The organism is Stutzerimonas stutzeri (assembly GCF_000935215.1).
Lineage (GTDB): Bacteria > Pseudomonadota > Gammaproteobacteria > Pseudomonadales > Pseudomonadaceae > Stutzerimonas.
Genome location: NZ_JXXD01000376.1, coordinates 1 through 5,654, shown reverse-complemented (window position 1 = coordinate 5,654; position 5,654 = coordinate 1). Strand labels below are relative to the sequence as shown.

The following is a 5,654-nucleotide window of genomic DNA, read 5'->3' as shown; positions in this document are numbered from 1 at the left end:
CGGCACCGACGACGGTGGCCCGCGCCGGCAGCCGGAGCTATCCGAGGTTGCCGAGTACCACCCCGAACAAGCGCCAGCCGCCAACGACCTGGCGCTGCTCGATGACGACGACGACTTGCCGCTGCCTGCCTTTGCCGCGCCTCCCGGCCAGCTCGATCCGGCCATGCAACGCACGGCCCGGCTGGCTTCCCTCGACCCTAACGACGGAATCAACTTATGAGCCAATACCGCCTCAACCTGTTCATCCAGCACGAGCACGCCAAGCGTCTAGAAGAACTGGCCGCCAAGAAAGGCGTGTCGAAGTCCAGCATCGTTGCCGCTGCCTTGGCGTCCTGGCTGTCTCCCGAGGCGGGCGACCAGCGCGAGGCCGCCATCGCCAAGCGGCTGGATCGCCTGTCGCGGCAGGCCGAGCGCCTGGAGCGCGACCAGAACATCCAGATCGAAACGCTGGCGCTGTTCGTCCGCTACTTCCTGACCGTCAGCACGCCGGTTCCCGAGGCCCATCAGGACGCGGCCCGTGCCCAGGGCAAGGCGCGTTTCGAGCAGTTCGTTGAACAGCTTGGCCGCCACCTGCTGCGCGGCCGCAGCCTCGTGCGCGACGTGGTGGAAGAACTGCACCCGGACACCGCACGCATGGATGGCGCGGCGGCGCTGGCCGAAGCCCATGAACGTGCTGCGAAGCGTGCCTCATGAGCGCCGTTCCGCAGTTCCCGCCCGAGCCACGTTCGTCGGCCGCGACTTCGCTGGATCGCCGCATCCAGATGTTGCGCACGGCAATGGGGCCGCTGATCGCCACCGCGCTCGAAGACCCGGACGTGGTGGAAATCATGCTCAATCCCGACCGTACCCTGTGGGTCGATCGCCTGTCGTCGGGTCGCACGCCGCTGGGCGTCGAACTTCCCGAAGCCGATGGCGAACGCATCATTCGTCTGGTCGCAGCGCATGTCGGCGCGGAAGTGCATCGCGGCCAACCGCTCTTGACCGCCGAGCTGCCCGAAACCGGCGAGCGTTTCGAGGGCATCTTGCCGCCGGCCGCACCCGGCCCGGCGTTCGCGCTGCGCAAGCGCGCCGTGAGCATCATCGGCCTGGATCGCTATGTGGCCGACGGCATCCTGACCGCCGGGCAGGCGGACTTCCTGCGCCGCGCTGTGCGCGAGCGGCAGAACGTCCTGATCGCCGGCGGCACCAGTACCGGCAAGACCACGCTCGCCAATGCCTTGCTCGCGGAAATCGCTGCCACGGGCGATCGCGTGCTCGTACTCGAAGACACCATCGAACTGCAATGCGCGGCCCGTGACCATGTACCGCTGCGCACCCGTGCGGGCGTGGTGTCGATGCAGGAGCTGGTGCGCGCCACGATGCGCCTGCGCCCAGACCGGGTGATCGTCGGCGAAGTACGCGGCGGCGAAGCGCTGGATCTCATCAAGGTGTGGGGCACCGGCCACCCTGGCGGCGTCGCCACGATCCACGCCGGCTCCGCGCTGGGCGCGCTGCTGCGGCTGGAGCAACTGATTCTCGAAGTGGCCGTGAACCCGCCTCGTGCGCTGATCGCCGAGGCGGTCAACGTCGTCATCCACATCGCCGGACGTGGCCGCAAGCGCCGCGTTGAAAGCATCGCTCGCCTCAATGGCTTCGACGGCGCGGGCTACCGGCTGGCGGATGCGCTGGAAGTGCCGTTTCCCGAGCTGCCGCCGGTTCTTCATGCAGCCGCCGCCGCTGCGCCTTCCCCGTCCCCTGACCAACCCTCTGGAGAACTGCCATGACGCCCGTTGATGCTTTCCGTCTTTCCGTAAATCCGCTTTCTCGGCTGCCCATGCTGGCACGGTTGCGCTGCCTGGCCCGTCCCGCCGGACAAGGGCTGCTGCTGGCCGCGCTGATGCTCTTGCTGGCGGGCACGGCGCAGGCCGCCGGTTCATCGATGCCCTGGGAAGGCCCGCTGCAATCCATCCTGGAGTCGATCCAAGGGCCGGTGGCCCGCATCGTCGCGGTCATCATCATCATCGCCACGGGCTTGACGCTGGCCTTTGGCGACACGTCGGGCGGCTTTCGCAAGCTGATCCAGATCGTGTTCGGCTTGTCCATCGCGTTCGCCGCGTCCTCGTTCTTCCTGTCGTTCTTCAGCTTCTCGGGCGGGGCCGTCGTATGAGCACGGCCAACGATCTTCCGGGCTTCGAGGTGCCGCTGCACCGCTCGCTCACCGAGCCGATCCTGCTGGGTGGCGCGCCGCGCACGGTTGCCATTGCGAACGGCACGCTGGCCGCCGCCGTCGGGCTGGGCTTGCAACTGTGGATTCCCGGTGTCGTGCTCTGGATCGTCGGCCATTCGCTGGCCGTCTGGGGCGTGCGCGTCGATCCGCAGTTCATGCAGGTCTTCGCCCGGCACATCAAGCACAAGCCGCTGCTGGACGTATGAGGGGGATGCCATGCTGAACCTTGCCGAATACCGCCAGCGGCCCGCGCTGCTGGCCGACTGGCTGCCCTGGGCCGGGCTGATCGCGCCGGGTGTCGTCTTGAACAAGGATGGCAGTTTCCAGCGCACGGCGCGCTTTCGCGGACCTGATCTGGACAGCGCTACGCAGGGCGAGTTGATCGCCACGTCGGCGCGGCTCAACAACGCGCTGCGCCGCTTGGGGTCGGGCTGGGCCTTGTTCATCGAGGCCGAGCGCCGGCCGGCGGCGGACTATCCGCATTCCGACTTCCCCGAGCCACTGTCCTGGCTGGTCGATGAAGAACGCCGCGCGGCCTTCGAGGAATCGGGGCATCACTTCGAGAGTGGCTATCACCTGACGCTCGCGTACCTGCCGCCCGAGGAATCGCGCGCCCGCGCTGCCAAGCTGCTCTACGAGAACTCGCCCGGCGACGGTGTGGACTGGCGTGGCCGGCTCGATACCTTCATCGCGGAAACCGATCGCGTCTTCGACCTGCTCGATGGCGTGATGCCGGAAATCGCCTGGCTCGATGACGCTGAAACGCTGACCTATCTGCACGCGACCGTCTCGACACGACGCTACCGCGTGGGCGTGCCCGAAGTGCCGTTTCACATCGACGCGCTGCTGGCCGACTCCGCGCTGGTCGGTGGCCTGGCGCCCATGCTGGGCGACCAGCACCTGCGCGTGGTGTCGGTGCGTGGCTTTCCGACTTCGACCTGGCCGGGGATTCTGGACGACCTCAACCGCCTGGGCTTTGGCTACCGCTGGAGCACGCGCTTTGTCTGCATGGACAAGGCCGAGGCGGAAAAGGAACTCGGCCGCCTGCGCCGTCAGTGGTTCGCCAAGCGCAAGAACGTGGTGGCGCTGCTGCGCGAAACCATCTTCCAGCAGGAAAGCCCGCTGGTCGATACCGACGCCAGCAACAAGGCGGCCGACGCCGACGCCGCCTTGCAGGAGCTGGGCAGCGATCAGGTCGCGTTCGGCTATCTCACCGCCACGGTGACGGTGCTCGATGCCGACCCGACCCTGGCCGACGAGAAGCTGCGCATGGTGGAGCGCGTCATCCAGGGCCGGGGCTTCGTCACCATCCCCGAAACCCTCAATGCCGTCGATGCGTGGCTGTCGTCCATTCCCGGCAATGCCTATGCGAACGTGCGCCAGCCCATCGTCTCGACGCTGAATCTGGCGCACATGATGCCGCTGTCGGCGGTGTGGGCCGGGCCGGAGAAGAACGATCACCTCGACGGGCCGCCGATGATCGTGACGCGCACCGATGGCGCGACGCCGTTCCGGCTGGTGACGCACATCGACGACGTGGGGCATACGCTGGTCGCTGGCCCGACCGGCATGGGCAAGTCCGTCCTGCTCGCCAAGCTGGTCTTGCAGTTCCGCCGCTACTTCGGCTCGCGGGTCTTTGCCTTCGACATGGGCCGCTCGATGCGCGCCACCATCCTCGGCCTGGGCGGCGAACACTACGACCTGGGCGCCGATGGCGGCATTGCCTTCCAGCCGCTCGCGCGCATCGACCATGAGGGCTACCGCACCTGGGCGGCCGAATGGGTGGAAGGCCGCTTGCTGCATGAAGGCGTGACCGTCGGCCCGGACGAGAAAGCGGCGATCTGGTCGGCGCTGGGCAGCCTGGCCGGGGCGCCGGTGGAGCAGCGCACGATGACCGGGCTTTCCGTGCTGCTGCAATCCAACGCGCTGCGACAGGCGCTCGCCCCGTATGTGCTCGGCGGCGCGCACGGCAAGCTGCTGGACGCGGACGCCGACCGTCTTGGCCTCGGCGCCGTGCAGGGCTTCGAGATGGAAGAACTGATGCACAGCCCCGCCGCTGTGCAGGCAGTGCTGCGCTACCTGTTCGCCCGCTTCGATGAGCGTTTCGACGGCGCACCCACGCTGCTGATCCTCGATGAAGCCTGGCTGTTCCTCGATGAGCCGTCTTTCGCCGCCCGCATCCGGCAATGGCTCAAGACGCTGCGCAAGAAGAACGTCAGCGTCATCTTCGCCACGCAATCGCTGGCCGACATCAAGGATTCGACTATCGCGCCAGCCATCATCGAGAGCTGCGCGAGTCGGATTTTCCTGCCGAATCCGCAGGCGACCGAGCCGCAGATTCGCACGATCTACGAAGGCTTCGGGCTCAACAGCCGTCAGATCGAGATCGTCGCCACCGCGCAGCCCAAGCGCGACTACTACTACCAGTCGCGCCTCGGCAACCGCCTGTTCGACCTCGACCTGGGGCCGGTGGCGCTCGCCTTCGCGGGCGCATCCACCCCCCAAGACCAACGCGACATTGACCGCGTGCTTGCACAAGCCGGCGCTCCCGGCTTCGCGGGCGCGTGGCTGCGCCATCGCGGCCTCGACTGGGCCGCCGACCTGCTGCCGTCCGCACCGGCGGCTGCTTCCTTCTTGTCCCAACCATCGGAGAACCAGCCATGAAAAAGCGTCTTCTCGCCGCCACTGTCGCGGCCATGCTCTGCACCGTCTCTACCGTCCAGGCGCAATGGGTCGTGGTCGATCCCACCAACCTCGTCCAGAACACGCTGACGGCGATCCGCGCGATGGAGCAGATCAACAACCAGATCCACCAGCTCCAGAACGAGGCGCAGATGCTGATGAACCAGGCGCGCAACCTGGCGAATCTCGACTTCAACATCGTCAACCGGCTGCGCTCTACGCTGGCCACCACCGAACGCCTGATCGCCGAGGCACAGGGACTGGCCTACGACGTGACGAACATGGATCGGGAGTTCGCCCGCCTTTATCCCGAGCAGTACGCCGCCACCGTCAGCGGCGACCGCATGGCGCAGGACGCCCGCGAGCGTTGGCAGAACACCTTGAACGGCCTGCACACCGCCATGCGGATGCAAGCCCAGGTGTCGCAGAACCTGACCCAAGACGAAAGCGCGCTGGCCGACCTCGTGAGCCAGAGCCAATCGGCCACCGGCGCGCTGCAAGCCATGCAGGCGACCAACCAGCTTCTCGCGCTCCAGGCCAAGCAGTCGATCCAGGCGCAGCAGCTCCAGATCACGCAAGACCGGGCCGCTTCGCTGGAACTCGCGCGGCAGGCGGCGGCCACCGAGCGCGCCCGCGAAGTGCGCAGGCGCTTCCTTGGCACCGGCACGCCGTACACGCCGCAGTCCGTCAATTTCTACCCCAACAACTGACGGAGGCGGCCATGCGATGCGCTTGTGTCCTGCTGGCCGTGCTGCTGACCGCTTGC

The 5,654-nt window shown here is 67.3% G+C and carries 7 protein-coding genes; all 7 read left to right on the top strand.

Features of this window, described 5'->3' with window-relative positions:
* A partial coding sequence (locus LO50_RS23515) for a hypothetical protein (RefSeq protein ID WP_044316552.1) occupies window positions 1-220 on the top strand: 220 nt, incomplete at its 5' end.
* On the top strand, window positions 217-693 hold the full coding sequence (locus LO50_RS23510) for a CopG family transcriptional regulator (RefSeq protein WP_044316551.1): 477 nt from the start codon (window positions 217-219) through the stop codon (window positions 691-693). The genes LO50_RS23515 and LO50_RS23510, both read left to right, overlap by 4 nt.
* Window positions 690-1,763, top strand: coding sequence for a P-type conjugative transfer ATPase TrbB (trbB, locus tag LO50_RS23505; RefSeq protein ID WP_044316550.1), 1,074 nt, complete (start codon window positions 690-692; stop codon window positions 1,761-1,763). Before LO50_RS23510 ends, trbB begins: the two co-directional genes overlap by 4 nt.
* Window positions 1,760-2,146 carry a TrbC/VirB2 family type IV secretion system protein gene (locus LO50_RS23500; protein ID WP_044316549.1) on the top strand — a complete coding sequence of 129 codons (387 nt, stop codon included), beginning with the start codon at window positions 1,760-1,762 and terminating at the stop codon, window positions 2,144-2,146. Before trbB ends, LO50_RS23500 begins: the two co-directional genes overlap by 4 nt.
* Window positions 2,143-2,412: a VirB3 family type IV secretion system protein gene (locus tag LO50_RS23495; RefSeq protein ID WP_044316548.1), complete on the top strand. Its 270-nt coding sequence runs from the start codon at window positions 2,143-2,145 to the stop codon at window positions 2,410-2,412. The genes LO50_RS23500 and LO50_RS23495 overlap by 4 nt, the downstream gene beginning before the upstream one ends.
* Before the next feature lie 10 nt (window positions 2,413-2,422).
* Window positions 2,423-4,870 (top strand): conjugal transfer protein TrbE, encoded by a 2,448-nt coding sequence (trbE, locus tag LO50_RS23490; RefSeq protein WP_044316547.1) that lies wholly within the window; start codon window positions 2,423-2,425, stop codon window positions 4,868-4,870.
* Window positions 4,867-5,598 (top strand): P-type conjugative transfer protein TrbJ, encoded by a 732-nt coding sequence (gene trbJ / locus LO50_RS23485; RefSeq protein ID WP_044316546.1) that lies wholly within the window; start codon window positions 4,867-4,869, stop codon window positions 5,596-5,598. Before trbE ends, trbJ begins: the two co-directional genes overlap by 4 nt.
* The last annotated feature ends 56 nt before the right edge of the window (window positions 5,599-5,654 follow it).